The sequence below is a fragment of the Pseudomonas sp. TE3899 genome (assembly GCF_056279105.1).
On sequence record NZ_JBWBQR010000001.1, the window covers coordinates 5,988,019 to 6,012,169 of the forward strand.

Here is a 24,151-nt window from a genome sequence, read left to right on the forward strand (position 1 = left end):
AACTCGCGAGCTTTGGCTCTGTGCTGCTGCGGCGCGGAGTATCGCATAAGTAGGCGCTTTGTTCGCCTGCTGTTTATCGACAGGCACAAACTCTTTCAATGAATCTGCTCAAATCGTTGGCCGCCGTCAGCTCTATCACGATGCTTTCCCGGATTTTGGGGTTCGTTCGTGACACGCTTATCGCACGTACATTTGGTGCGGGGATGGCGACCGACGCCTTCTTTATCGCCTTTAAACTGCCCAATCTGCTGCGGCGGATCTTCGCCGAGGGCGCCTTTTCCCAGGCCTTCGTGCCGATTCTTGCCGAATATAAAAGCCAGAAGGGCGAGGAGGCGACGCGAACGTTCATTGCCTACGTCTCGGGCCTGCTGACCCTGGTGCTGGCCTTGGTCACGGCACTGGGGATGATCGCCGCGCCCTGGGTGATCTGGGCCACGGCGCCGGGTTTTACCGATACCCCGGAGAAATTCGAGCTGACGTCCAGCCTGTTGCGGGTGACGTTCCCTTATATATTGCTGATCTCCCTGTCTTCATTGGCCGGGGCGATCCTCAATACCTATAACCGTTTCTCGGTGCCGGCCTTTGTGCCGACGCTGCTGAACGTCAGCATGATTATTTTTGCGCTGTTCCTGACGCCGTACTTCAATCCGCCGGTGATGGCGCTTGGCTGGGCCGTTCTGGCCGGTGGCCTGGCGCAATTGCTGTATCAGCTGCCACACCTGAAAAAGATCGGCATGCTGGTGCTGCCGCGCCTGAACCTGCGCGATACGGGCGTCTGGCGGGTGATGAAGCAGATGTTGCCGGCCATTCTTGGCGTTTCCGTCAGCCAGATTTCCCTGATCATCAACACGATCTTTGCCTCGTACCTGGTGGCCGGCTCCGTGTCCTGGATGTATTACGCCGATCGCCTGATGGAATTGCCGTCCGGCGTGCTGGGCGTGGCGCTGGGCACGATTTTGCTGCCGACCCTGGCCAAGACCTACGCCGGCAAGGATCGCCAGGAATACTCACGCATCCTCGATTGGGGCCTTCGCCTGTGCTTCGTGCTGGTGCTGCCGTGCTCGCTTGCGTTGGGGATTCTGGCCGAGCCTCTGACGGTTTCGCTGTTCCAGTACGGCGCATTCAGCGCGCTTGACGCCTCTATGACCCAGCGGGCATTGATCGCTTATTCGGTCGGTTTGCTCGGGATTATCGTGATCAAAGTGCTGGCGCCGGGCTTTTATGCGCAACAAAACATCCGCACGCCGGTAAAAATCGCGATCTTCACCCTGATCGTCACGCAATTGTTCAACCTGGTGCTGATCGGCCCGCTGGCCCATGCCGGTCTGGCCCTGGCCATCAGCATCGGCGCCTGCATCAATGCCGGGCTGTTGTTCTATCAACTGCGCAAACAGCAGATGTACCAGCCGCAACCGGGCTGGGGGAAGTTCGGGCTCAAGCTTGTCGTTGCGGTGTTGGTGATGTCGGCGGTGTTGCTCGCCGGGATGCATTTCATGCCGGCCTGGGATCAGGGGCACATGCTTGAGCGTTTCCTGCGCCTGGGCGCCTTGGTGGTGGCTGGCGTGGTGGCGTATTTCGGCATGCTGCTGCTGATGGGCTTCCGTTTGCGCGACTTCAATCGCAAGGCGTTGAGCTGAGGCGCAAGCCTGAATAAACACGGGCGGGCCGGCAGTTTTGTCGGCTCGATCACTTTGGGTTACGGTGTTGCCTGTCGTCGGCCGCCGGGTGTGGTTATAATCGACCACTTTATGAGCAAGAAGCGCGTTATGCAGCTGGTTCGAGGCCTCCACAATCTGCGCCCCCAGCATCGGGGCTGTGTCGCCACTATTGGCAACTTTGACGGTGTTCACCGTGGTCACCAGGCAATCCTGGTCAGGCTGCGTGAGCGTGCGCTCGAGTTGGGCGTGCCCAGCTGCGTGGTGATTTTCGAGCCACAGCCGCGGGAATTTTTTGCGCCCGACACGGCGCCGGCCCGTCTGGCCCGGCTGCGGGACAAACTGCAGCTGCTGGCCGACGAAGGCGTCGACCGGGTCCTGTGCCTGGCGTTCAACCATCGTCTGAGCAAACTCAGCGCCGCCGAATTCGTCGATACGATTCTGGTGGATGGCCTGGGCGTGCAACACCTGGAGGTCGGTGACGATTTCCGTTTCGGTTGCGACCGTGTCGGGGATTTCGATTTCCTGCAACAGGCCGGCGTTCTCCAGGGTTTTACCGTCGAAGCGGCGCAAACCGTCGAGCTGGACGGTATTCGCGTCAGCAGCACCCAGGTGCGTAACGCCTTGGCCGCTGCCGACTTTGCCTTGGCCGAGCGCCTGCTGGGGCGGCCGTTCCAGATTACCGGGCGGGTGCTGCATGGCCAGAAGCTGGCGCGCCAGCTCGGAACACCGACCGCCAACATCCAGCTCAAGCGTCGTCGCGTGCCGTTGTCCGGGGTGTACCTGGTCAATGTCGACATCGACGGCAAGACCTGGCCCGGCGTTGCCAATATCGGCGTACGGCCCACGGTCCAGGGGGATGGCAAGGCCCACCTCGAAGTACATCTTTTAGATTTTGCCGGCGATCTGTATGACCGGCGTTTGACGGTGGTTTTCCACCACAAGCTGCGTGAAGAGCAGCGTTTCGCCTCTCTGGAGGCGCTTAAGACGGCGATCAATGCGGATGTCGCCGCCGCCCGTGCCCTGTCGCACCTAGCGCCAATCGCTAATGAAGAGCCTTAAATGACCGACTATAAAGCCACGCTAAACCTTCCGGACACCGCCTTCCCAATGAAGGCCGGCCTGCCACAGCGCGAACCGCAGATTCTGCAGCGCTGGGACAGTATTGGCCTGTACGGTAAGTTGCGCGAGATTGGCAAGGATCGTCCGAAGTTCGTTCTGCACGACGGCCCTCCGTACGCCAACGGCACGATCCACATCGGTCACGCACTGAACAAGATTCTCAAGGACATGATCATCCGCTCGAAGACCCTGTCGGGTTTCGATGCGCCTTATGTTCCGGGCTGGGACTGCCACGGCCTGCCGATCGAGCACAAAGTCGAAGTGACCCACGGCAAGAACCTGGGCGCGGATAAAACCCGCGAACTGTGCCGTGCGTACGCCACCGAGCAGATCGAAGGCCAGAAATCCGAATTCATCCGTCTGGGCGTGTTGGGCGATTTCGCCAACCCGTACAAGACCATGGACTTCAAGAACGAGGCCGGTGAAATCCGTGCCTTGGCCGAAATCGTCAAGGGCGGTTTCGTGTTCAAGGGTCTCAAGCCTGTGAACTGGTGCTTCGACTGCGGCTCGGCCCTGGCTGAAGCGGAAGTCGAATACGAGAACAAAGACTCCTCGACCATCGACGTGGCGTTCCCGATCGCCGACGAAGCCAAGCTGGCTGCCGCTTTCGGTCTGTCGTCCCTGGCCAAACCGGCGTCGATCGTGATCTGGACCACCACCCCGTGGACCATCCCGGCCAACCAGGCGCTGAACGTCCACCCGGAATTCAACTACGCCCTGGTCGATGTCGGCGACAAACTGCTGGTGCTGGCTGAAGAGCTGGTCGAGTCGTGCCTGGCCCGCTACAACCTGGAAGGTTCGGTCATTGCGACCACCACCGGTAAAGCGCTGGAGCTGATCAACTTCCGTCACCCGTTCTACGATCGCCTGTCGCCGGTTTACCTGGCCGAGTACGTCGAACTGGGCGCTGGCACTGGCGTGGTTCACTCCGCCCCGGCCTATGGCGTGGACGACTTCGTGACCTGCAAAGCCTATGGCATGGTCAACGATGACATCCTCAATCCAGTGCAAAGCAACGGTGTGTACGTGCCGTCGCTGGAATTCTTTGGCGGCCAGTTCATCTGGAAGGCCAACCCGGTCATCGTCGACAAACTGACCGAAGTCGGTGCGCTGCTGCACACCGCCATCATCAGCCACAGCTACATGCACTGCTGGCGCCACAAGTCCGCGCTGATCTACCGCGCCACCGCGCAGTGGTTCATCGGCATGGACAAAGAGCCGACGTCGGGTGAAACCCTGCGCAAGCGCGCGATCAAAGCCATCGAAGAAACCAAGTTCGTCCCGGCCTGGGGCCAGGCGCGCCTGCATTCGATGATCGCCAACCGTCCGGACTGGTGCATCTCCCGCCAGCGCAACTGGGGCGTGCCGATCCCGTTTTTCCTGAACAAGGAAAGCGGCGAGTTGCACCCGCGCACCGCCGAGCTGATGGAAGAAGTCGCCAAACGCGTCGAAGTCGAAGGCATCGAAGCCTGGTTCAAGATGGACGCGGCCGAGCTGCTCGGTGACGAAGCGCCGCTGTACGACAAGATCAGCGACACCCTCGATGTCTGGTTCGACTCGGGCACCACGCATTGGCACGTCCTGCGCGGTTCGCACCCGATGGGCCACGAGACCGGCCCGCGTGCCGACCTGTATCTGGAAGGCTCGGACCAACACCGTGGCTGGTTCCACTCGTCGTTGCTGACCGGTTGCGCCATCGACAACCACGCGCCGTACCGCGAACTGCTGACCCACGGTTTCACCGTGGACGAGTCCGGTCGCAAGATGTCCAAGTCCCTGGGCAACGTGATCGCGCCGCAAAAGGTCAATGACACACTCGGCGCCGACATCATGCGTCTGTGGGTCGCTTCCACCGATTACTCGGGTGAAATGGCGGTTTCCGACCAGATCCTGCAGCGCAGTGCGGACGCCTACCGGCGGATCCGTAACACCGCGCGCTTCCTGCTCTCGAACCTGACCGGTTTCAACCCGGCCACCGACATCCTGCCGGCCGAAGAAATGCTCGCCCTGGACCGTTGGGCCGTGGACCGCACCCTGCTGCTGCAACGCGAGTTGCAAGAGCACTACGGCGAATACCGCTTCTGGAACGTCTACTCCAAGATCCACAACTTCTGCGTGCAGGAGCTGGGCGGTTTCTACCTCGACATCATCAAGGACCGCCAGTACACCACTGGCGCCAACAGCAAGGCCCGTCGTTCGGCGCAAACCGCGCTGTACCACATCAGTGAAGCGCTGGTGCGCTGGATCGCGCCGATCCTCGCCTTCACCGCTGACGAACTGTGGGAATACCTGCCGGGCGAGCGCAACGAATCGGTGATGCTCAACACCTGGTACGAAGGCCTGACCGAACTGCCGGACAACGTCGAGCTGGGCCGCGCCTACTGGGAGCGGATCATGGCGGTGAAGGTCGCGGTCAACAAGGAAATGGAAATCCAGCGCGCGGCCAAGGCCGTCGGTGGCAACCTGCAAGCCGAAGTGACGCTGTTCGCCGAAGAGGCGCTGAGCGCCGACCTGGCCAAGCTGAGCAACGAACTGCGCTTTGTCCTGATCACTTCGACCGCCAGCGTTGCGCCATTCGTACAGGCTCCGGCCGATGCTGTAGTCACCGAAGTCAGCGGCCTGAAGCTGAAGATCGTCAAGTCGGCCTTCGCCAAGTGCGCCCGTTGCTGGCACTGCCGTGAAGACGTCGGCGTGAACCCGGAGCATCCGGAAATCTGCGGTCGTTGCGTCGACAACATCAGCGGCGCGGGCGAGGTTCGTCACTATGCCTAACGCGGCTGGCCGTTTCGGACGGCTGAGCTGGCTTTGGTTGAGCGTGCTGGTCCTGGTCATTGACCAGGCCAGCAAGTTCTACTTCGAAGGCAAGCTCGAGATGTACCAGCAAATCGTGGTGATCCCCGATTTGTTCAGTTGGACCCTGGCCTACAACACCGGCGCGGCGTTCAGCTTCCTGGCCGACAGCTCCGGCTGGCAGCGCTGGTTGTTTGCGTTGATCGCGGTAGTGGTCAGTGCGGTGCTGGTGGTCTGGCTTAAACGCCTGGGCCGCAACGAAACCTGGCTGGCCATCGCTTTGGCGCTGGTGCTGGGCGGGGCGCTGGGCAATCTGTATGACCGCATCGCCCTGGGCCATGTGATCGATTTCATTCTTGTGCATTGGCAGAACCGCTGGTATTTCCCGGCGTTCAACTTTGCCGACAGCGCCATCAGCGTCGGTGCGGTAATGCTTGCGCTGGATATGTTCAAAAGCAAGAAAACCGGAGAAACCGTTCATGACTGAACAGGTATTGGCTGAGCAACGCATCCGCCAGAACACGGAAGTCACCTTGCACTTTGCATTGCGCCTGGAGAACGGCGACACGGTCGACAGCACCTTCGATAAAGCCCCGGCGACCTTCAAGGTCGGTGACGGCAACCTGTTGCCAGGTTTCGAAGCGGCACTGTTCGGCTTCAAGGCAGGCGACAAACGTACTCTGGCCATTGCGCCGGAAAACGCGTTTGGCCAGCCCAACCCGCAAAACGTGCAGGTCATCCCGCGTTCGCAGTTCAAGGACATGGACCTGTCGCCGGGTTTACTGGTGATCTTCAACGATGCGGCCAATACTGAATTGCCCGGTATCGTGAAAGAATTCGATGACGACCAGGTCACCATCGACTTCAATCACCCGCTGGCGGGCAAGACATTGACCTTTGACGTCGAGATCATCGACGTCAAATCGCTGTAACTGACCCAACACGGTCAACTGTAGGAGCGGGCTTGTGTGGCGAGGGGGCTTGCCCCCGTTGGGGTGCGAAGCGCCCCTAAAACCAGCCGCCGCAATCTTGAATGAGCTTGCGATGACTGATTTACGATTGCTGCGCAATCGAACGGGGGCAAGCCCCCTCGCCACAACAAGCCGGTTGCCACAGTAGTTTTTCATTGTTTTCGCTATCTCTTGCGCGCAAGACACGAGGCACAGCATGCAAATCAAACTCGCCAACCCCCGTGGCTTCTGCGCCGGCGTGGACCGGGCGATCGAAATCGTCAACCGCGCCCTGGAAGTCTTCGGGCCGCCGATCTACGTGCGCCACGAAGTGGTCCACAATAAATTCGTCGTCGAAGACCTGCGTTCCCGCGGGGCGATCTTCGTCGAGGAACTGGATCAGGTGCCGGACGACGTCATCGTGATCTTCAGTGCCCACGGCGTTTCCCAGGCTGTGCGTACCGAAGCGGCCGGCCGTGGCTTGAAAGTGTTCGACGCCACCTGCCCGCTGGTGACCAAAGTGCACATCGAAGTCGCGCGCTACAGCCGTGACGGTCGCGAGTGCATCCTGATCGGCCACGCCGGTCACCCGGAAGTCGAAGGCACCATGGGCCAGTACGATGGCAGCAATGGCGGCGCGATCTACCTGGTCGAAGACGAAAAAGACGTCGCCACGCTGCAAGTGCACAACCCCGACAAACTGGCGTTCGTGACCCAGACGACCCTGTCCATGGACGACACCAGCCGCGTGATCGACGCCCTGCGTGCGCGCTTCCCGGCCATCGGTGGCCCGCGCAAGGACGACATTTGCTACGCCACGCAAAACCGTCAGGACGCGGTCAAGCAACTGGCCGACGAATGCGACGTGGTGCTGGTGGTCGGCAGCCCGAACAGCTCCAACTCCAATCGCCTGCGTGAACTGGCCGAACGCATGGCTACGCCGGCGTACCTGATCGACGGTGCCGAAGACCTGCAAAAGAGCTGGTTCGATGGCGTCGAGCGTATCGGCATCACCGCTGGCGCCTCCGCACCGGAAGTACTGGTGCGTGGCGTGATCCAGCAGTTGCAGGCCTGGGGCGCTACCGGTGCCGATGAACTGTCCGGTCGCGAGGAGAACATCACCTTCTCCATGCCTAAAGAGTTGCGCGTGCGTTCTTTGCTTTAAGCCTTTTCTCCTGCGCACACAGCGCCTGCTCAGTCTTTTTGCTGTCCAGGCGCACGCGGCCCGTCGCGGCCAGCACCACCCGCAGGTGACTGACCGGCTCCCGGGCCGCGCACAGGTGCAATGTCCCTGCTTGAAAGGCCCGGCCGGGCATCAACGGTTGGCCTAGATGGCTGAAGCGTACAAAGCGCTGGACATGCCAATTGCCGACAATCGGCACTTGAGCGCCACTCCCGTGCTCCATCAGCAGAGGATTGCTGCTGTCTTCAGGCCCCTTGCCACTGATATCCAGAATAATCCGCCAACCCTGGCTCCAGTCGCCATTGATGCCATGGATCACCACGTTCTGGTTGTGCGTGAGGGCCGCCGTCCTGGCGTTGCGAATGCCACTGATCAGTGACTGAGCGGCCACCTCTCGATCATTGGATTCCACCAGCGCTCCGAACGCCGGACTGACCAACAGCAGAACAATCCCGGCAATTGCCAGTCCCATAAGCAGTTCGATCAGGCTGAAGCCTCGTTGATGCATGCATTTCCCTCCGTGGAGCGGTGCGGTTCGCGCCATCCGTGCGCGAGTAATGGCAAAACAACCGTACATCTGCCGGTCGAATGTTCTAGCGTGTAGAAGCAGGTATAGCCGACGGCAACGGAGGGCACCGATGGATCATCGTACAAAAGGTTTCACGCTGGTCGAGGTGCTGGTCACCCTCGCGGTTTTTCTGATCCTGATCACGATGGCGGTGCCGATGTTTACCCGTTCGATACAGGGCACCCGGGCTGATACCGACATTGGCGACTTGCAGCGCGCGCTCAATTACGCACGGCTGGAGGCCATCGACCGTGGCGTGACCACACGCCTGCGGCCGACGGCGGGTGGCAGCGTCTGGACCGGCGAACTGGCGGTCTACGACAGTACTGGCACTCCGGCCAATATATTACGGGTTGTTCCAGCGATGAGCGGCGGCGCCACTCTGGCGCTAACCTCAGGAGTGACCGCCATCGATTTCAACAATCTGGGCGGTTTGTCGGCACCGTCCACGGCGGTGGTGATCACTTATGGGTTGGGGGCGCAAAGCAGGACGCTGAATGTGTGCTTGAACGGACGGATTCTATTGGGTGGAAGTTGCGGATGAGGGAACGGAGCAAGGGAGCACAGGAGGGCATGACGCTGATCGAGGTATTGGTCGCGTTGTTGATTCTGACCGTGGGGCTGTTGGGGGCGGCGGCGATTCAGCTCAATGCGCTCAAGTACACCGACAGCGCGCGAATGACCACTCAGGCGAGCTTTATCGCCTATGACATGATGGATCGCATCCGTGCCAACTCCGGCGCCGATTACACCGTCACGCCTCCGACCTCGGGCAACCTGAGCGTCGCGCGGGACCAGGACCTCTTCGATTTCACCACCAATATCGTCAATTTTGGCGGGGCGACTGCCACCGGCAGCGTGGCGCTGAACCAGCGGGTGTACACCATCACTATTACCTGGGATGACTCGCGAGCCGCCAATGTCGCCAACACGCGTCGTGTTTTTGTCCTGACCAGTCGTGCTGTAGCCGATCCAGTGGCGACCCCATGAAGCAATCCAGCCGAGGTTTCGGCCTGATCGAGTTGTTGATCGCCCTGGCGCTGAGCCTGATCGTGGTGCTGGGCGTGGCGCAGGTGTTCATCTCGGCCAAGAACACCTACGTCAGCCAGAACATCGCCGCCGGGATGCAGGAAGACGCGCGGTTCGTGTTGAGCAAGATGATTCAGGAAATCCGCATGGTCGGGATGTTTGGCTGCCTGGGGGCGGTGACGGATGCCAGTACCGCAGGTGACTTCAACGCCAGCCAGCTGGCGCCGATCAGTTGGGATAACGCCAATCTCAAGCTGACGCTGATCACGGCTGACGTCGGGAGCGGTGGCGGTACGCCAACCTGGACCGTGCTCACTGACTGTAAAACCAGTGCCACGGCGTACACGGACTTGCGAACCCCGGCGTCCGGGCAGATGGCGTTCCCGATACGTCGCTTGATTTACAGCTTCACAGCCAATCAGCTGTTGATGGGCTCTGGGCACGGCACGCCGACCCAAGCCGTTTTGATCAATAACGTCAGTGCATTCAGCTTGTTGTTCGGCGTCGCCACGAGCACCACGGATGTGGCCGCCTCCAGTTACACCGCCAACCCGAGCAATCCCGCGCTGATCCGCAGTGTGCGTCTAACCCTGACGTTATTCGATCCGAACAATCGCGTGCACAACCAGACCTTCACCGCCGTTGCCGCTTTGCGCAACCGGCTGCAGTAAGTGAGCGCAGGATGAGAGCCCCGACAAACATGCAAACACGCCAACAAGGCATGGCCTTGCTGGTCAGCCTGGTATTTCTGTTGCTGCTGACGGTGATCGGCATTTCGTCGATGCAGAACGCGACCCTCCAGGAAAAAATGGCCGGTAGCGTGACCCTGCGCAATCAGTCCTTCCAACTGGCTGAGGCGGCCTTGCGTATGGGTGAAAGCGCGGTGCAACTGGCGACCTACACCCTGGCGGTGTGCGGCACCACGGCGCAATGCGCGCCGCCGGCGGAATCCTCGACCGTGACCGGTGCCGGGCTCAATTCCACGTCCGGGGTCACCTGGATTGCCGCGGGCGGCGGTTTTTATGGGGTACAGAACATCGGCACCACCACGGGCGCCGTCAACATCCCGAGCAACTCCTCGGCGACGCTGTATCGGGTCACCGCCGTCGGCATCGTCGGTAATAACATTCGCAGTGTGGTGGAGAGCATCTATGCCAAGTATTGATGCTCGCGGTGGCTGGCGCCGAGGGTGGGCGCAGGTGCTTTTCGGCGGTTTGCTGAGCCTCTATCTGGCGGCGCCGGCCTACGCCTTCACGCCCTCGGACTCACCGTTGTTGAGCGCGGCGGCGGTACCACCGAACGTCATGTTGTTGATCGACGATTCGGGGAGCATGAACACCATCATCTTCGCGGCGGGGTTCGATCCGACCGTCAATCGCACGCCGGCCCGGCAATGTAATGCGTTTATCGGCCTGTGCCTGAGCTCCTCGGACATCGTCGGCAACTCGATCTTCCTCTCCAGCCTGCCGACCTCCGGCTGTTCCGGGGGAGCCTACGCGTTCTACAACAACAGCCTGACCCCGCAATGCATCAAGCTTCCGGATCCTGTCGGCAATGAAAATACCCGTTACACCGACGACTACCTCTCCTACCTGGTGGGACTGGCAAACGGCAGTAACCGGGATTTCACTAACGGCTCGATTCCCAACGATTACCGCATCAACGTGGCGCGCAACGTCTCCAGCGCCTTGGTGACGAGCAACCGCGGCTTGCGGATTGGCTTGGCCACGTTCAACCCGCCCACCAGCACCAACTCCGGAAACGGTGGTTACATCGCCCGCGCCGTCAGTGACCTGGCGGTCGTCACCGGCAGCGTCACCCAGGCCCAGGCGGACACCAACTACAACGCCCTGATCAGCTCGATCAACGGCCTCGGCGCCGTGGCCAACACGCCGCTGGCCGAAACCTATTACGAAATCACCCGCTACTTTCGCGGCATGGCGCCGTACTACAACACCACGCCGACGACCTACACCAGCCCGATCCAGTACCGCTGCCAGAAGAACTACGGCGTGGTCGTCACCGACGGTTTGCCGACCTACGACCGCACGTTCCCGACCAGCGATCCACTGGGTGGCACTCGCTTGCCCAACTGGGACGGAATCAACAACGACGGCAATAACATCGCAGGCGATGATGAAGGCGATACCCTGTACCTGGACGACATCGCCAAGTTTGCCTTCGATATCGACATGCGTTCGACCGGCACCGACCTGGCCGGCAAAAGCTGGACGGCGGCGGATTTTCCCAAGCAGTACATGAACACGTACACCGTGGGTTTCACCGCGGCCAACCCGATGCTGTCGGATGCCGCCGCTTACGGCCAGGGCCTGTATTACCAGGCTAACGATGCCGCCGGCCTGAACACGGCGCTGTCTTCCGCTTTGAGCAACATCACCTCCAAGGCCGGATCGGGCGGTAGCGGTGTCACCAGCGGCACTACGGTGGCCAATGGTTCGAGTTACTTCCAGACCAGCTACGATCCCAAGGACTGGCGCGGCACTATCAAGTCCTACGGCTTCACGGCCAACGGTTCGGTCAACACCGCCTCGGTGTTATGGACCACCGACACCGCCATCGTGCCCGGTGCCACGGCGCCGACTTACCAGTCCTGGAACACCCTGACCAACGCCGCGATAACCCTGGCCTACAGCAACTTTTCCCCGGCCCAGCAAACTTCACTCAGCCAGAGCCTGCCGACCGGGATTGTCGGCAATGACCTGGTGGAGTGGAGCAAGGGCACCAACAAGACTGGCTTGAAAGTACGCTCGGTTTTACTCGGTGACATCATCAACTCGCCGCTGGCGCTGGCTTCTCCCACGGATCAGACCGCGTCGGACCTGGTGGGCGATTCCACCTACACCACCTACCTGGCGACCAAAGCCGCCAACATGAGCCCCAGTCTGGTGGTCAACGCCAATGATGGCTTCCTCAATGTCATCAACGCCGCCAACGGTGCCCGGCGGTATGCCTACATGCCCTCCAGCGTGCTGCCGTCGTTGCGCTACATCGCCGATCCCACCTACATCAACGGCGTGAGCCACAAGTTTCTGGTGGACGGTCAGGTCGGGGTGTTCGATGCGCAATTGAGTAGCACCTGGAAAACCCTGGCCCTGGGCGGGGTAGGGGCGGGCGGCAAGACGTTCTACGCGGTGCAGTTGTTCGATGCGTCGGCGGGCAACGTCTTCAAGGCATTGTGGGAAATCAGCGCACCGGCCACGGCGAACACGGCGAACGCTTTCAATGACCTGGGTTATGCCTATGCGCGCCCGGAAGTGGCACGCTTGGCCGATGGGCGCTGGGCGGCCTTCATCTCCAATGGCTACGGGAGCAATTCGGGGGTGGCGGCATTGTATGTGGTGGATGTGCGCGACGGCTCGCTGATCAGGAAAATCGTTATCGACAGCACGGAAACCACCAATGGTCTGTCTTCGGTGAAGCTCAGGGTCAACTCGCAGAACGTAGTGCAGGCAGCGTATGGCGGCGACCTGAAAGGACGTCTGTGGAAGTTCGACCTGAGCGGCGCCACGACGGACACCTGGGGCGTCGCCTTTTCCGGCAAGCCGTTGTTCACGGCGCCGGGGGGTGCCACGCAGCCGATTACCGCGCAACCGTTGCTGGCCGACAACTCTCTGGGTGGCAAGCAAGTGTTTTTCGGCACCGGGAAGTTCAATGAGGCCATCGACAAGACCAACAAGGATCTTCAGGCGTTTTATTCGGTATGGGACGCCGATGGCGGATCGGGTCAGTTGACCGTGTCGAGCCTGCAGGCCCAGGCCGTGACCGGTGTTACCAGCGGCAGCACTGGCGGGCAATTCATTACCACCAGCCAGAATGACACGACCTACCCGGCAGAGAAGGGTTGGTATCTGCCATTGGTGTACAACAACGTGCTGACCGGTGAGCGGGTGATCAATCAGGCCAGCCTGGTGGCCGGTCGGGTCGTGTTCACCACGGCCAGCGTCGACACCACCGACCCTTGCGCCAGTTTCGGCACCGGCAAGCTGGTCGAGCTGGATGCATTCAGCGGTAAGATGCTCAACTACGCGGTGCTCGACACCAATGGCGACGGGCTGGTCGACAGCACTGACTCGATTTCCAGCGGGGTGATTTTCACCGGTGGTATTCCGACGCTGAACGCGATCGTCAACAATGCGTCCCGCAAAATTGTGAACGACTCCAGTGGTGGCATTACCTCCCTGGTGGAAAAACCCGGCGGTGGCGGCAGCCGTCGCATCATGTGGCGACAAATACAGTAAGTGAGAGTTGAGGCAATGCGCAGATCCAACCGAGGTTTTACCCTGATCGAAATCATGATCGTGATTGCGATCATCGGAATCATTATCACCATTGGCTATCCGAGCTTCACCGAGTACATGAAAAAGGGCCGGCGCGCCGAGGTGACCGGGCTGCTGTCCGAACAGGCGCAAATTCTTGAGCGGTTCTATTCCAAGAGCAATGTCTATACCGGCGCCACCGGCCTGAGCGCAGGTAACGACTTTTACACTATCACCCCGACCCTTACCGATCAGGCCTTTACGCTGACGGCGGTGCGCAAGTCGGGTACGAGCATGGCGACCGACAAGTGTGGGGATTTCACGATCACCAACACCGGCGTCAGAAGCATGCTCAACGCCACGGCCACCACCAAGGATTGCTGGGGCCGCTGAGTTTCCTTTTCGGGCGCCTTTTGCGTCCCCTGTCTATTGAACGGTTGGATCAGAACATGAGCAGGCAACAGCAAGTGGTGATTGTCGGCGGCGGGGTGATTGGCCTGCTGACCGCGTTCAATCTCGCGTCCGAAGTGCAGAGCGTTGTGCTGCTGGATCGCTCGAACGTCGGCCAGGAATCGTCCTGGGCCGGCGGCGGCATTGTTTCGCCGCTGTACCCGTGGCGCTATAGCCCGGCGGTCACCGCGCTGGCTCACTGGTCCCAGGACTTTTATCCACAGCTGGGTGAGCGGCTGTTTGCCGCCACCGGCGTCGACCCCGAAGTGCACACCACCGGCCTGTACTGGCTCGACCTCGATGATGAAGCCGAGGCGTTGGCGTGGGCCAAGCGCGAGAACCGGCCGTTGCGGGCTGTGGATATCTCGGCGGCCCATGACGCAGTGCCGGTTCTGGGCGGCGGTTTCTCCCGGGCCATCTACATGGCCGATGTCGCCAACGTGCGCAACCCGCGGCTGGTGAAATCCCTGAAGGCAGCCCTGTTGGCGCTGCCGAACGTGACGATCCATGAACAGTGCGAAGTCAGCGGGTTTATCCGTGACGGCGACGCGGTGGTCGGGGTACAGACGTCCTCGGGCGCTATTCATGGCGACCAGGTGGTGCTGACGGCGGGTGCCTGGAGCGGTGATCTGCTCAAGAGTCTCGGTTTGGAACTGCCGGTCGAGCCAGTCAAAGGCCAGATGATTCTCTACAAGTGCGCGGCTGACTTTTTGCCGAGCATGGTCTTGGCCAAGGGCCGTTATGCGATTCCGCGCCGCGACGGGCATATCCTGATCGGCAGCACGCTGGAGCACGAAGGATTCGACAAGACCCCGACCGAGTCGGCGCTGGAAAGCCTGAAGGCCTCGGCCGTGGAGTTGATCCCGGCGTTGGCGGAGGCCGAGGTGGTGGGGCATTGGGCCGGGCTGCGGCCGGGTTCGCCGGAAGGTATTCCGTATATTGGCCGGGTGCCGGGGTTTGCCGGGCTGTGGCTCAACTGCGGGCATTACCGCAACGGATTGGTGCTGGCGCCGGCGTCGTGCCAGTTGTTTGCGGATGTGATGCTGGGCAGGGCGCCGATCATTGATCCGGCGCCGTATGCGCCGGTAGGGCGGATTTAAGGCGAAGAGCAAAATACCGCGGACGCCACAAACCTTGTAGGAGCAAGGCTTGCCCGCGAAGGCGTCACAGGATCGCAGCCATCGGGGGAAACCTGTGCTCCTGGAGCTGGCGAAGGCTGCGATCTTTTAAGCGGTCAATCCAATCCCAGTTTCTTGAGCCGATAGCGCATCGACCGAAACGACAGATTCAACCGCTGTGCCGCCGCCGTGCGGTTCCAGCGGGTTTCTTCCAGCGCCTGGAGGATGAGTTTGCGTTCGACGTTTTCCAGATAGTCCTCCAGATTGTCGATCCGCGTCAGGTCCGGCACACCGGCCTCGGCGGCGCAGTTACCTTCGGCCAGGCGCAGGTCGGCGGCTTCGATCTGTTTGTTCTCGCACAAGGTGTGGGCGCGTTCGAGCATGTTCTCCAACTCCCGCACATTGCCCGGGAAGCGGTAGCTTTTCAGCGCTTCGACGGCTTGCGGGTGCAGCTTGGCGGCGGGTTGGCCGGTGCCGGCCGCCAGGCGCTTGAGCACGTGGCTGGCCAGGGTCTCGATATCGTCCCGGCGTTCGCGCAAGGGCGGGACCCGCAATTCGATCACGTTCAGGCGATAGTACAAATCCTGGCGAAAACGTTCGGCACTGACTTCGGCGTCGAGGTCTTTATGGGTGGCGCAGAGGATGCGCACATCGACCACGGTTTCCTGTTGCCCGCCGACGCTGCGCACCGCTTTTTCCTGAATCGCCCGCAGCAGCTTGACCTGCATGGCCAGTGGCAGATCAGCCACTTCGTCGAGAAACAGGGTGCCGCCATGGGCCGCCTGGAACAGTCCGGGCTTGTCTTCGATGGCGCCGCTGAAACTGCCCTTGCGATGGCCGAAGAATTCACTTTCCATCAGTTCCGACGGTATCGCCCCGCAATTGACCGGGACGAAAGGTCGGCTGGCGCGTGGGCCTTGTTCGTGGATCAGGCGGGCGACCAGTTCCTTGCCGCTGCCGGATTCGCCGCTGATGTACACCGGGGCCTGGCTGCGGGCCAGTTTATCGATCTGTTTACGCAGGCTGCGCATCGGCAGTGAATCGCCGAGCAAGCGGCGATCAATCGCGGTGCTGGCGCCACCCGGTGCGGGCAGGCGCAGGGCGCTGGTGACCAGCTCTCGCAGGCGGGTGAGGTCCACCGGTTTAGTCAGGAAGTCGAAGGCGCCGGCCTTGAGGGCGTTGATCGCCGTTTCCAGGCTGCCGTAGGCCGTGATCATCGCCACCGGCACTTGGGGGTAACGTTGCTGGATGTGTTGCACCAGCTCCAGGCCAGTGCCATCGGGCAGGCGCATGTCGGTCAGGCACAGATCGAACGTCTCCCGGCCCAGCAGGGCCTGGGCTTCGCCGAGGTTACGGGCACTGAAGGTGTCGAGTTTCATCCGTCCCAGGGTGATTTCCAGGAGTTCGCGAATATCCGGCTCGTCGTCGACGATCAGGACTTTCTGCTGTGGGCTCATGTTCAACGTTGTTTCCGTCCGTGTGCAAAGGTGATGCGAAAGCAGCCGCCGCCTTGGCGTGGTTTGAAGTCTAGGCGGGCCTGGTTGCTTTCGCACAGCTCACGGGACAGATAGAGCCCAAGGCCGGTGCCTTGGGTGCTGGTGGTAAAGAACGGTTCGAACAGGTGCACTTGCTGGTCCGGCGCCACACCGGGACCGTTGTCCAGCACTTCGAGCACCGGTAACTGGCTGTCGGCGTCGATAAACAGCTCAAGCCAGACCTCGGCCCTGTCATGGGTCAAGGCGCTGTGCCGCCAGGCGTTGCGCAACAGGTTGTCGAGAATTTGCGTCAGTTGGTTCGGGTCCATCAGCGTTGTGAAGTGGCCCAGGCCGATGCGCAGGTGAATGTGCTGGCGTTCGCTCGCGGCTTCACGGGTCTCTTCGACGAACTGCATTAGCCAAGGCTTCAGGTCGAGCCGTTGCGGTGCGGTTTGCTGGCGGCGGGACAGTTGCAGGACGTTTTCGATAACCCGATTCATTCGCTGAGAGTGGTCTTGAATAATCTGGGTCAGACGTCGATCCGCGCCGTTCAGTTCCTCGGATTCCTGCAGCAACTGCGCGGCGTGACTAACGGCGCCCAACGGATTGCGGATTTCGTGTGCGATACCGGCGGTCAGGCGACCGAGGGCGGCGAGCTTCAGTTGTTGGGCTTGTTGGGCAATCTGGGCGAGGTCTTCGAGAAAGATCAGGGTCTGATGGTGCGGGCTTTGGTCCAGGGCAATAAAACTCGGCTGCAACTCCAGGCCGGAATGGGCGACTTTCAGGCTCTGGGGGCGCAAGGTCGGGTTGTTCAGCCACAGTTGCAGGCGTTCGACCAAGGTTGGCGAGTAATCATCGATCAGTTCCCCATCCAGACGTTCCTGCCCCAGCAAGGACAGGGCGCTGTGGTTGGCCAGTTGCACACGGCGCTGGTCGTCGAGCACAAGGATGCCGGTGCGCATGCGTTGCAGGATCAATGCGTTGAGGGCCTCAAGGCCGACCACTTCGCTGGCCCGCTGTTCGGCGAGGTGTTCGCTGACTTCCAGGCGCCGGATCAAGCCTTGCACCAGCAACGCGGCGGCAAAGCACAGCGCGCCAAGGGTGCCGGCTTGCAGATAGTCGCTGGGGCTGGTGGGGTGGCTGAAGCTCAGCAGGAAGCTTGAGCCGACGATGCCAAGGGCCGCGACCGCCGCAATCAACAGGCCGATACGCCCGCGCAGCAAGGTGTTGCCGATCGCCACCGACACGATCAGCAAATTGCCGATGGCGCTGGCTACACCGCCGGCGGCGTAGAACAGGCCGCATAACAGCAAGACGTCGACCAGGGTCAAACTGAACAGCTGCGCCGGGCGCCGGGTGTTCTCCAGGAACACCACCAGCAGGATGTTCAGCACCAGATACAACCAGCTGCCACTGCGCAGCAGATCGTTATTGGCGAGCGTCAGCAACTGGTTGTCCATGTTGCTGGAGATCAGCAGCACCAAGGTGATGCCGACACTTAAACGGTATAGATGGTAGAGGCGCAGCAGTCGCTGGGCCTGTTTGCTGCCGGGGCCGGAAGCCTCAGCGATCACTGGAGCCCGGGCCTTGCTCGAGGTGAGCCTGGCTGCAATACCACTGTTGTTGAAGGCTCAACGCGCGATCGCGGGGCAGGTGCACGCCGCAATGGGCGCAGCGCACCATGGGGGCGGCTTCCAGTTCGGCGGAGGAGCGGGGCGCTGAAGCCTGGCCCTTGTACTTGCGCCAGAACCATACCGCAGCGGCAATCAGGGCGATCCAGAACAATAAACGGAGCATGGTGGGCTGCTTAAAGAATGATGATCAGGCAGTTTAGCCAAGGACATGACGGGCGCACAGCGTAATAAATCGCCGCCATGAAAAAGGGAGACCCGAGGGTCTCCCTTTTTGCACAGCCTTGGGTGTCAGTCGAAGACGCCGAAGGTCATGTAGCTGAACCACGAACGGTCGCTGTTGTTGCCTTCCGCTTCGTGTTGCTCTTCCTCGATCACGTCGCCGTTTTCATCTTTAGGCTTGAGATCGTTCGGAATCGCATCTTTCGCGTCCTGGAACTGCTTCTGCACGTCCTGGTTGGCGCGGGTTTCGCCCGGCGGCAGCGGTGGACGGGATTCGATCAGGCCCAGAGTAGCCTTGCTCAGCCACGAACGGTTGTCCGCTTCGTCGACCGATGGCTTGAACTGACCGTCCACCAGGCTTGGGTGGTTCGGGTAGTTGAGCTTCAGGGTTTCGAGGCTGGTGTTGGCCAGTTCGTCCAGGTGCAGACGCTGATAGGACTCGACCATCACCGCCAGGCCGTCACCGACCGAAGGGGTTTCCTGGAAGTTTTCCACCACATAACGACCACGGTTCGCGGCGGCAACGTAGGCCTGACGGGTCAGGTAGTAGTCGGCAACGTGAATCTCGTAGGAAGCCAGCAGGTTGCGCAGGTAAATCATGCGCTGCTTGGCATCCGGCGAGTAGCGGCTGTTCGGGTAGCGGCTGGTCAGCTGGGCGAACTCGTTGTACGAGTCGCGGGCAGCGCCCGGGTCACGCTTGGTCATGTCCAGCGGCAGGAAGCGCGCCAGCAGGCCGACGTCCTGGTCGAAGGAGGTCAGACCCTTGAGGTAATACGCGTAATCCACGTTCGGATGCTGTGGGTGCAAACGAATGAAACGCTCGGCGGCAGACTTGGCAGCCTCAGGCTCGGCGTTCTTGTAGTTGGCGTAGATAAGCTCGAGTTGAGCCTGATCAGCGTAGCGCCCGAACGGATAACGCGACTCCAGGGCCTTCAGCTTGGCTGTGGCGCTGGTGTAGCTGTTGTTGTCCAGGTCGGTCTGAGCCTGCTGGTACAGCTCGACTTCGCTAAGGTTTTCGTCTACGACTTCCTTCGATGAGCAAGCAGCGGTCAATGCGAGGATGGCGATCAGCAGCAGGTGTTTCACTTGCATGGCGGCTTGCGTCCCTATGACGGCCGCTGTCTTGGGCGGGGCCGTCCTGTTATGATGAGCGCCCCGTTGAATAGCCTCGGGGCAAAAGACGCCGTATTTAACCACAAGCGCGCAGCCGAAACCAAAGGCTGTGCCGACGCCTAGTCTGAGCATGTCCGATAAAATTGAACTTCGCGCAGAGGTGCCGTCCGAATTGGGCGGCCAACGCCTCGATCAAGTCGCCGCACAATTATTCGCTGAGCACTCGCGCTCGCGCCTTTCCGCCTGGATCAAAGACGGCCGCCTGACTGTGGATGGGGCGGTTATCCGCCCGCGAGACATCGTTCATGGTGGTGCCATTCTTGAACTCACTGCCGAGCAGGAAGCTCAGGGCGAATGGATCGCTCAGGACATCGAGCTGGACATCGTCTATGAAGACGACGACATCCTGGTGATCAACAAACCTGCGGGTCTGGTGGTGCATCCGGCTGCCGGTCACGCTGATGGCACCCTGCTCAACGCCTTGCTGCATCACGTGCCGGACATCATCAATGTGCCCCGCGCCGGTATCGTGCATCGTCTGGACAAGGACACCACCGGTCTGATGGTGGTGGCCAAGACCATTCAAGCGCAGACGCAGCTGGTTACACAGTTGCAGAGCCGCAGCGTCAGCCGGATCTACGAGTGCATCGTGATTGGCGTAGTGACTGCCGGTGGCAAGATTAATGCGCCGATCGGTCGTCACGGCCAGCAGCGCCAGCGCATGGCGGTGATGGAAGGTGGCAAGCAGGCCGTCTCCCACTACCGCGTGCTCGAGCGTTTCCGCTCCCACACTCACGTGCGGGTGAAGCTGGAAACCGGTCGTACGCACCAGATTCGCGTGCACATGGCCCACATCAACTACCCGTTGGTCGGAGACCCTGCCTACGGCGGTCGCTTCCGCATCCCGCCGGCAGCCAGTGTGACCATGGTCGAATCGTTGAAGGCGTTCCCGCGTCAGGCCCTGCATGCGCGGTTCCTGGAGCTGGATCATCCGACCACCGGTAAACGCATGAGCTGGGAATCGCCGCTGCCGGACGATTTCGTCTGGTTGCTGACCCTGCTCAAGCAAGACCGTGAGGCGTTCATCGGATGAGTGACTGGCTGATTCCCGACTGGCCTGCGCCTGCCGGGGTGAAAGCCTGTGTGACCACCCGTGCGGGCGGCGTCAGTCTGGCGCCGTTCGACAGCCTCAACCTCGGCGATCACGTCGACGACAGCCCTGAAGCCGTCGCCGAAAATCGCCGGCGCCTTACCGATCATTTCTCTATTCAACCGGCCTGGCTGCAACAGGTTCACGGCATTGTCGTGGCCGATGCAGACCCAAGTCAGGTGGCCACTGCCGACGCCAGTTGGACGCAAACACCCGGTGTCGCCTGCGCGGCGATGACGGCCGACTGCCTGCCTGCATTGTTTTGCGACCGTGCCGGCACGCGCGTTGCCGCGGCCCATGCCGGTTGGCGCGGGTTGGCGGCGGGCGTGCTGGAAGCGACCCTCGATAGCCTGGCCGTACCGCCCGCCGACGTGCTGGTCTGGCTCGGTCCGGCAATTGGCCCGCAGGCCTTCGAAGTCGGCCCGGAAGTCCGGGAAGTCTTCATCCAGCAATTGCCGGAAGCCACTAAAGCCTTCGTGCCGAGCCAGAACGCCGGCAAGTTCATGGCCGACATCTATGAGCTGGCGCGTTTGCGTCTGGCCGCTCGCGGTGTCACCGCTGTTTATGGTGGTGGTTTCTGCACCGTGACCGATCCGCGCTTCTTTTCTTACCGCCGCAGTCCGCGCACTGGTCGGTTTGCCTCCCTGGTCTGGCTCGAAGACTAAGCTTCCCTGATCTACATCAACTGTATGACGCTTGAAACTCCCAGAATCGACCGCATCTAGTGAGGTATCTGGCAGGTTTCTTCACTCAGGATGGTTTTTTAGGTCCGGCCTGCTCAAAAGGAAGGTGACCCATGCGTATAGACCGTTTAACCAGCAAATTGCAGTTAGCCCTATCCGATGCCCAATCCCTGGCCGTCGGCCTCGATCATCCGGGCATTGAACCGGCGCACTTGATGCAAGCCATGCTTGAACAACAGGGTGGTTCGATCAAACCCCTGTTGATGCAAGTCGGCTTTGACGTCAACAGCCTGCGCAAAGAGCTGACCAAAGAGCTCGACCAACTACCAAAAATCCAGAACCCGACCGGCGACGTGAACATGTCGCAGGATTTGGCGCGCCTGCTCAACCAGGCCGATCGCCTGGCCCAGCAGAAGGGCGACCAGTTCATCTCCAGCGAGCTGGTGTTGCTCGCTGCCATGGACGAGAACAGCAAGCTCGGCAAGTTGCTGCTCGGCCAGGGCGTCAGCAAGAAAGCCCTGGAAAACGCCATCAATAACCTGCGCGGCGGCGAAGCCGTCAATGATGCCAACCACGAAGAGTCGCGTCAGGCTCTGGATAAGTACACCGTCGACCTGACCAAGCGCGCTGAAGAAGGCAAGCTTGACCCCGTGATCGGCCGTGACGACGAAATTCGCCGGACCATTCAAGTCCTGCAACGCCGTACCAAGAACAACCCGGTGCTGATCGGCGAGCCTGGCGTGGGTAAAACCGCGATCGCCGAAGGCCTGGCCCAGCGCATCATCAACGGCGAAGTGCCGGATGGCCTCAAGGGCAAGCGCCTGTTGTCCCTGGACATGGGCGCGCTGATTGCCGGCGCCAAGTATCGCGGCGAGTTCGAAGAACGCCTGAAATCCCTGCTCAACGAACTGTCCAAGCAGGAAGGGCAGATCATTCTGTTCATCGACGAACTGCACACCATGGTCGGCGCCGGTAAAGGCGAAGGCTCGATGGATGCGGGCAACATGCTCAAGCCAGCCCTGGCCCGTGGCGAGTTGCACTGCGTCGGCGCAACCACGCTCAACGAGTACCGCCAATATATAGAGAAGGACGCGGCCCTCGAGCGGCGCTTCCAGAAAGTGCTGGTGGAAGAACCGAGCGAAGAAGACACCATCGCCATCCTGCGTGGCCTCAAGGAGCGTTACGAGGTGCACCACAAGGTGGCGATCACCGACGGCGCGATCATTGCGGCGGCCAAACTGAGCCATCGCTACATTACGGACCGTCAATTGCCGGATAAGGCCATCGACCTGATCGACGAAGCCGCCAGCCGTATCCGCATGGAAATCGACTCCAAGCCGGAAGTGCTGGATCGTCTGGAGCGCCGGTTGATCCAATTGAAGGTGGAATCCCAGGCACTGAAAAAAGAAAGCGACGACGCGGCGAAGAAACGCCTGGAAAAACTCCAGGAAGAAATCGTCCGCCACGAGCGGGAGTACTCGGACCTCGAAGAAATCTGGAACGCGGAAAAAGCCGAAGTCCAGGGTTCGGCCCAGATCCAGCAGAAAATCGAACAGTCCCGTCAGGAACTGGAAGCCGCACGCCGTAAAGGTGACTTGAACCGCATGGCCGAGCTGCAATACGGGATCATCCCGGACCTGGAGCGCAGCCTGCAAATGGTCGACCAGCATGGCAAGAGCGAAAACCAGTTGCTGCGCAGCAAAGTGACGGAAGAAGAGATTGCGGAAGTCGTGTCGAAGTGGACCGGCATCCCCGTGTCGAAAATGCTCGAAGGCGAGCGCGACAAGTTGATGAAGATGGAAAGCCTGTTGCACCAGCGTGTGATCGGCCAGGACGAAGCGGTGATCGCGGTCTCCAATGCGGTGCGGCGTTCCCGTGCCGGGTTGTCCGACCCGAATCGCCCGAGCGGTTCGTTCATGTTCCTCGGCCCGACCGGCGTCGGTAAAACCGAGCTGTGCAAGGCCCTGGCCGAGTTCCTCTTTGATACCGAAGAGGCGATGGTGCGGATCGACATGTCCGAGTTCATGGAGAAACATTCCGTGGCTCGCTTGATCGGCGCGCCACCAGGCTACGTAGGCTATGAAGAGGGCGGTTATCTGACTGAGGCGGTGCGTCGCAAGCCTTACTCGGTGATCCTCCTGGACGAGGTCGAGAAGGCCCACCCGGACGTGTTCAACATTTTGCTGCAAGTGCTGGAAGATGGCCGGTTGACCGACAGCCATGGCCGCACGGTGGATTTCAAGAACACCGTGATTGTCATGACTTCCAACCTCGGTTCGGTACAGATCCAGGAACTGGTCGGTGATCGTGAAGCGCAACGGGCGGCAGTGATGGATGCGATTTCCACCCACTTCCGTCCGGAGTTCATCAACCGGGTAGACGAAGTGGTGATCTTCGAGCCATTGGCGCGGGATCAGATCGCGGGCATCACCGAGATCCAGTTGGGTCGCCTGCGCAGTCGCCTGACCGAGCGCGAGCTGAAGCTGGAGCTGAGCCCTGAGGCGATGGATAAGTTGATCGCGGTGGGTTACGACCCGGTGTATGGCGCAAGGCCGCTCAAACGAGCGATCCAGCGCTGGATCGAGAACCCATTGGCGCAGCTGATTCTGTCCGGTCGTTTCCTGCCGGGCGAGACCGCTTTCGGCAAGGTGGAAAACGACGAAATCGTTTTTGGCTGAGCCGTAATGCCTGTGAAATAAACAAGGCCTCGCATTGCGAGGCCTTTTTTTCGCCAG

21 protein-coding genes are annotated in these 24,151 nt (G+C 60.8%); 16 read left to right on the forward strand and 5 right to left on the reverse strand.

The window, feature by feature from the left end; all coding sequences use genetic code 11:
* Positions 1-98 precede the first annotated feature (98 nt).
* From murJ to ispH, 6 genes are all read left to right on the forward strand, one after another.
* Entirely contained in the window at positions 99-1,637 is a 1,539-nt protein-coding gene (gene murJ, locus ACZ89E_RS27240; RefSeq protein ID WP_149661023.1) for a murein biosynthesis integral membrane protein MurJ, read from the forward strand.
* Positions 1,638-1,766: 129 nt separating this feature from the next.
* Positions 1,767-2,717 carry a bifunctional riboflavin kinase/FAD synthetase gene (gene ribF, locus ACZ89E_RS27245; protein WP_149661024.1) on the forward strand — a complete coding sequence of 317 codons (951 nt, stop codon included), beginning with the start codon at positions 1,767-1,769 and terminating at the stop codon, positions 2,715-2,717.
* On the forward strand, positions 2,718-5,549 hold the full coding sequence (ileS, locus tag ACZ89E_RS27250) for an isoleucine--tRNA ligase (RefSeq protein WP_463258514.1): 2,832 nt from the start codon (positions 2,718-2,720) through the stop codon (positions 5,547-5,549).
* Entirely contained in the window at positions 5,542-6,054 is a 513-nt protein-coding gene (gene lspA / locus ACZ89E_RS27255) for a signal peptidase II (protein ID WP_149661026.1), read from the forward strand. Before ileS ends, lspA begins: the two co-directional genes overlap by 8 nt.
* Before the next feature lie 7 nt (positions 6,055-6,061).
* Positions 6,062-6,499 (forward strand): FKBP-type peptidyl-prolyl cis-trans isomerase, encoded by a 438-nt coding sequence (gene fkpB / locus ACZ89E_RS27260; protein ID WP_178129233.1) that lies wholly within the window; start codon positions 6,062-6,064, stop codon positions 6,497-6,499.
* A 235-nt stretch (positions 6,500-6,734) separates the two neighbouring features.
* Positions 6,735-7,682, forward strand: coding sequence for a 4-hydroxy-3-methylbut-2-enyl diphosphate reductase (gene ispH / locus ACZ89E_RS27265; protein WP_149661028.1), 948 nt, complete (start codon positions 6,735-6,737; stop codon positions 7,680-7,682).
* Here the strand turns inward: ispH and ACZ89E_RS27270 are convergent.
* Positions 7,651-8,208 carry a GspH/FimT family pseudopilin gene (locus ACZ89E_RS27270; protein WP_463258513.1) on the reverse strand — a complete coding sequence of 186 codons (558 nt, stop codon included), beginning with the start codon at positions 8,206-8,208 and terminating at the stop codon, positions 7,651-7,653. The two genes, ispH and ACZ89E_RS27270, sit on opposite strands and share 32 nt — an antisense overlap.
* A 130-nt stretch (positions 8,209-8,338) precedes the next feature.
* On the opposite strand from ACZ89E_RS27270, the gene ACZ89E_RS27275 reads away from it, so the two are divergent.
* From ACZ89E_RS27275 to thiO, 7 genes are read left to right on the forward strand one after another with little or no spacing between them, the layout of a single operon-like run.
* The gene (locus ACZ89E_RS27275; RefSeq protein ID WP_463258512.1) at positions 8,339-8,812 is read left to right on the forward strand and encodes a GspH/FimT family pseudopilin; all 474 of its coding nucleotides are present in this window, start codon (positions 8,339-8,341) and stop codon (positions 8,810-8,812) included.
* Positions 8,809-9,258, forward strand: a complete 450-nt coding sequence (gene pilV / locus ACZ89E_RS27280; protein ID WP_476256769.1) for a type IV pilus modification protein PilV — start codon at positions 8,809-8,811, stop codon at positions 9,256-9,258. The genes ACZ89E_RS27275 and pilV overlap by 4 nt, the downstream gene beginning before the upstream one ends.
* The gene (locus ACZ89E_RS27285) at positions 9,255-9,968 is read left to right on the forward strand and encodes a PilW family protein (RefSeq protein ID WP_476256770.1); all 714 of its coding nucleotides are present in this window, start codon (positions 9,255-9,257) and stop codon (positions 9,966-9,968) included. The genes pilV and ACZ89E_RS27285 overlap by 4 nt, the downstream gene beginning before the upstream one ends.
* A 29-nt stretch (positions 9,969-9,997) precedes the next feature.
* A complete protein-coding gene (locus ACZ89E_RS27290) occupies positions 9,998-10,462 on the forward strand; it encodes a pilus assembly PilX family protein (protein WP_256672371.1) in 465 nt (154 codons plus the stop codon).
* Entirely contained in the window at positions 10,449-13,556 is a 3,108-nt protein-coding gene (locus ACZ89E_RS27295; protein ID WP_476256771.1) for a pilus assembly protein, read from the forward strand. The genes ACZ89E_RS27290 and ACZ89E_RS27295 overlap by 14 nt, the downstream gene beginning before the upstream one ends.
* 15 nt (positions 13,557-13,571) lie before the next feature.
* Entirely contained in the window at positions 13,572-13,967 is a 396-nt protein-coding gene (locus ACZ89E_RS27300) for a type IV pilin protein (RefSeq protein ID WP_149661035.1), read from the forward strand.
* Between the two features lie 56 nt (positions 13,968-14,023).
* Complete coding sequence (gene thiO / locus ACZ89E_RS27305) at positions 14,024-15,124, forward strand: glycine oxidase ThiO (RefSeq protein ID WP_463258507.1); 1,101 nt, start codon at positions 14,024-14,026, stop codon at positions 15,122-15,124.
* A 134-nt stretch (positions 15,125-15,258) separates the two neighbouring features.
* On the opposite strand, the gene ACZ89E_RS27310 is transcribed toward thiO, so the two are convergent.
* The 4 genes from ACZ89E_RS27310 to ACZ89E_RS27325 form a co-directional block, all read right to left on the reverse strand.
* Positions 15,259-16,599 carry a sigma-54-dependent transcriptional regulator gene (locus tag ACZ89E_RS27310; protein ID WP_463258506.1) on the reverse strand — a complete coding sequence of 447 codons (1,341 nt, stop codon included), beginning with the start codon at positions 16,597-16,599 and terminating at the stop codon, positions 15,259-15,261.
* Positions 16,600-16,601: 2 nt separating this feature from the next.
* Positions 16,602-18,191, reverse strand: a complete 1,590-nt coding sequence (locus ACZ89E_RS27315) for a sensor histidine kinase (protein WP_463258505.1) — start codon at positions 18,189-18,191, stop codon at positions 16,602-16,604.
* Positions 18,181-18,414 carry a PP0621 family protein gene (locus ACZ89E_RS27320; protein WP_133837696.1) on the reverse strand — a complete coding sequence of 78 codons (234 nt, stop codon included), beginning with the start codon at positions 18,412-18,414 and terminating at the stop codon, positions 18,181-18,183. Before ACZ89E_RS27320 ends, ACZ89E_RS27315 begins: the two co-directional genes overlap by 11 nt.
* 125 nt (positions 18,415-18,539) lie before the next feature.
* Complete coding sequence (locus tag ACZ89E_RS27325; protein WP_476256772.1) at positions 18,540-19,562, reverse strand: outer membrane protein assembly factor BamD; 1,023 nt, start codon at positions 19,560-19,562, stop codon at positions 18,540-18,542.
* 151 nt (positions 19,563-19,713) lie between these two features.
* Between ACZ89E_RS27325 and rluD the strand changes: the two genes are divergently transcribed.
* The 3 genes from rluD to clpB all read left to right on the forward strand — a co-directional run bounded on the left by rluD (position 19,714) and on the right by clpB (position 24,094).
* On the forward strand, positions 19,714-20,676 hold the full coding sequence (gene rluD, locus ACZ89E_RS27330; protein ID WP_007942311.1) for a 23S rRNA pseudouridine(1911/1915/1917) synthase RluD: 963 nt from the start codon (positions 19,714-19,716) through the stop codon (positions 20,674-20,676).
* Positions 20,673-21,398: a peptidoglycan editing factor PgeF gene (gene pgeF / locus ACZ89E_RS27335; RefSeq protein ID WP_476256773.1), complete on the forward strand. Its 726-nt coding sequence runs from the start codon at positions 20,673-20,675 to the stop codon at positions 21,396-21,398. The genes rluD and pgeF overlap by 4 nt, the downstream gene beginning before the upstream one ends.
* Positions 21,399-21,529: 131 nt before the next feature.
* On the forward strand, positions 21,530-24,094 hold the full coding sequence (gene clpB / locus ACZ89E_RS27340; RefSeq protein ID WP_463258503.1) for an ATP-dependent chaperone ClpB: 2,565 nt from the start codon (positions 21,530-21,532) through the stop codon (positions 24,092-24,094).
* The last annotated feature ends 57 nt before the right edge of the window (positions 24,095-24,151 follow it).

What these genes read in the sequence shown, in the direction of transcription:
- pgeF (WP_476256773.1), top strand. Translation starts at nt 20,673, where the DNA reads ATGAGTGACTGGCTGATTCCCGACTGGCCTGCGCCTGCCGGGGTGAAA.
- clpB (WP_463258503.1), top strand. Translation starts at nt 21,530, where the DNA reads ATGCGTATAGACCGTTTAACCAGCAAATTGCAGTTAGCCCTATCCGAT.
- ileS (WP_463258514.1), top strand. Translation starts at nt 2,718, where the DNA reads ATGACCGACTATAAAGCCACGCTAAACCTTCCGGACACCGCCTTCCCA.
- ispH (WP_149661028.1), top strand. Translation starts at nt 6,735, where the DNA reads ATGCAAATCAAACTCGCCAACCCCCGTGGCTTCTGCGCCGGCGTGGAC.
- ACZ89E_RS27310 (WP_463258506.1), bottom strand. Translation starts at nt 16,599, where the DNA reads ATGAGCCCACAGCAGAAAGTCCTGATCGTCGACGACGAGCCGGATATT.
- thiO (WP_463258507.1), top strand. Translation starts at nt 14,024, where the DNA reads ATGAGCAGGCAACAGCAAGTGGTGATTGTCGGCGGCGGGGTGATTGGC.
- pilV (WP_476256769.1), top strand. Translation starts at nt 8,809, where the DNA reads ATGAGGGAACGGAGCAAGGGAGCACAGGAGGGCATGACGCTGATCGAG.
- ACZ89E_RS27270 (WP_463258513.1), bottom strand. Translation starts at nt 8,208, where the DNA reads ATGCATCAACGAGGCTTCAGCCTGATCGAACTGCTTATGGGACTGGCA.
- ACZ89E_RS27295 (WP_476256771.1), top strand. Translation starts at nt 10,449, where the DNA reads ATGCCAAGTATTGATGCTCGCGGTGGCTGGCGCCGAGGGTGGGCGCAG.
- ribF (WP_149661024.1), top strand. Translation starts at nt 1,767, where the DNA reads ATGCAGCTGGTTCGAGGCCTCCACAATCTGCGCCCCCAGCATCGGGGC.
- lspA (WP_149661026.1), top strand. Translation starts at nt 5,542, where the DNA reads ATGCCTAACGCGGCTGGCCGTTTCGGACGGCTGAGCTGGCTTTGGTTG.
- ACZ89E_RS27325 (WP_476256772.1), bottom strand. Translation starts at nt 19,562, where the DNA reads ATGCAAGTGAAACACCTGCTGCTGATCGCCATCCTCGCATTGACCGCT.
- ACZ89E_RS27320 (WP_133837696.1), bottom strand. Translation starts at nt 18,414, where the DNA reads ATGCTCCGTTTATTGTTCTGGATCGCCCTGATTGCCGCTGCGGTATGG.
- ACZ89E_RS27300 (WP_149661035.1), top strand. Translation starts at nt 13,572, where the DNA reads ATGCGCAGATCCAACCGAGGTTTTACCCTGATCGAAATCATGATCGTG.
- ACZ89E_RS27285 (WP_476256770.1), top strand. Translation starts at nt 9,255, where the DNA reads ATGAAGCAATCCAGCCGAGGTTTCGGCCTGATCGAGTTGTTGATCGCC.
- ACZ89E_RS27290 (WP_256672371.1), top strand. Translation starts at nt 9,998, where the DNA reads ATGCAAACACGCCAACAAGGCATGGCCTTGCTGGTCAGCCTGGTATTT.
- rluD (WP_007942311.1), top strand. Translation starts at nt 19,714, where the DNA reads ATGTCCGATAAAATTGAACTTCGCGCAGAGGTGCCGTCCGAATTGGGC.
- murJ (WP_149661023.1), top strand. Translation starts at nt 99, where the DNA reads ATGAATCTGCTCAAATCGTTGGCCGCCGTCAGCTCTATCACGATGCTT.
- ACZ89E_RS27275 (WP_463258512.1), top strand. Translation starts at nt 8,339, where the DNA reads ATGGATCATCGTACAAAAGGTTTCACGCTGGTCGAGGTGCTGGTCACC.